Annotated in this window: 3 protein-coding genes; all 3 read right to left on the bottom strand. The window is 69.3% G+C overall.

The features are described from left to right. Positions 1-161: HutD family protein (locus VGL85_RS13105; RefSeq protein ID WP_331589392.1), on the bottom strand; the 161-nt coding region annotated here is incomplete at its 3' end. Then, on the bottom strand, positions 158-1,066 hold the full coding sequence (locus VGL85_RS13110) for an ROK family protein (protein ID WP_331589390.1): 909 nt from the start codon (positions 1,064-1,066) through the stop codon (positions 158-160). The genes VGL85_RS13105 and VGL85_RS13110, both read right to left, overlap by 4 nt. A gap of 12 nt (positions 1,067-1,078) precedes the next feature. After that, on the bottom strand, positions 1,079-1,838 hold a 760-nt coding region (locus VGL85_RS13115), incomplete at its 5' end, for a TIGR00266 family protein (protein ID WP_331589391.1).

The following is a 1,838-nucleotide window of genomic DNA, read 5'->3' on the forward strand; positions in this document are numbered from 1 at the left end:
GAGAAGGGGCCGCCGCTCTCCACCAGCGCCAGGCTGAGGCGCCAGTCGAAACCGTCGAGGCCAGCCCCTTCCGGCGAGACGGCCACCGGCCAGGTGAGGCCTCCGCCATTCTTCCACGGCTGCGGCGCGCGGTCGGCGGCGCGAAGCAGGGTCAGGGTCATGGGCCCTCCCACAATCGGGCGGCGCCGCGAACGCCGGACGAATCGCCCCAGCGGGCCGGCGCCAGGCGTCCCAGCCAGCCGTCGGAGAAGACAAAGGGGCTGATCGCCGCCGGCAGGCGCGGATAGATCTCCTCGACCTTGGACATGCCGCCGCCGAACGCGAAGACGTCCGGATCGAGGATGTTGCAGATCATCGCCACGGCGCGACCCAGGCGGTCGATGTAGCGATCGAAACTGAGCGCGGCCTCCGGGTCGCCGGCCCTGGCCTTCGCGATGATCTTTTCCGCCACGAGGGTCTCTCCGGTCACCGCCGCGTGGTCGCGTTCGAGGCCCGTGCCGGAGATCCAGGTCTCGAGACAGCCATGGAGGCCGCACCAGCATTTGGGGCCTGGCGTCTCTCCGGGCCCGGGCCAGGGCAGGGGGTTGTGTCCCCACTCGCCGGCGATGCCCGAGGCGCCGTCGATCAGCTTGCCGTCCACCGCCAGGCCGCCGCCGCAGCCGGTGCCGATGATCACGGCGAACGCCACCTTCGCACCGGCCGCCGCGCCGTCGATGGCTTCGGAAAGCGCCAGGCAGTTGGCGTCGTTGGCCAGCCGGATCGGCCGCCCGAGCGCCGCCTCCAGGTCTTCCTTGAAGGCGCGGCCATTGAGGTAGGTGGAGTTGGCGTTGCGCATCTTGCCGCTGAGCGGCGAGACCGAGCCCGGCGATCCGACGCCGATCGTTCCCTCGCCGCCGGCCTCGCGCTCGGCCTCGGCCACCAGCCGGACCACCGTCTCGATCGCCGCCTCATAGGATTTAGGATTGGCCTCGCGCCGGCGATTGAGGAAGTCGCCGCCCGCGTTAAGGGCAGCGACCTCGATCTTGGTGCCGCCAAAATCGACCCCGATCCGCAAACCCTCCGCCACGCGCTCGCGGGCCTAGTTGTTGCCGCCCAGGATGCCGCCCAGCAGTCCCCCCACGGCTCCGCCGGCGGCCAAGGTTCCCAGGGTCGAGCCGGCGTTGCGCTGGGCGTTCCCCGGCAGATAGCGGGCGATCTCCTCCGCCAGATTCATGATCGGCATCGATTGCAGGTGGACTTCGCCGGGGCCGGTGAGCGTCGCCAGGAACAGGCCCTCGCCGCCGAACAGGATGTTGCCGAAACCGGGCACCATCTGGATGTCGAACGAGACCGTCGGCTCGTGCACGCCCACATGGCCAGCGTGGACATAGAGCCGCTCGCCGGGCCCCAGACGCTTGGTCACCACCTCGCCGGAAAGGTCGAGGAACACCGTACCCGGACCATTCAACCTCTGCAGGATGAAGCCGGCCCCGCCGAAAAAGCCAGCGCCGATCCTCTGCTGCCAGGCGAGCTCGAAGCTCACCGACTTCTCGGCGGCCAGGAAGGTCTCCTTGCGGCAGATGAGGGATTCGCCGGACGCCAGGGTCTTGACCAGGATGTTGCCGGGAAAGCGCGGCGCGAAGGCCACGTGGGCGCCCGGCCCCTGGGCCGTGAAGTCGGTGACAAAGAAGCTGCCGCCGGTGAGGCTGCGCTTGAGCCCGGCGAACACGCCACCGCCGGTGTTTGTCTGCATGCGGACGGCGTCGTTCATCCACGACATGGTCGCGGTCTGGCTATAGACGGTCTCGCCTGGCGAAAGGTCGATGCTCACCGTCTGCATCACCGTTCCGGAGACTTCG

The organism is Phenylobacterium sp. (assembly GCF_036501465.1).
Classification (GTDB): domain Bacteria; phylum Pseudomonadota; class Alphaproteobacteria; order Caulobacterales; family Caulobacteraceae; genus Phenylobacterium.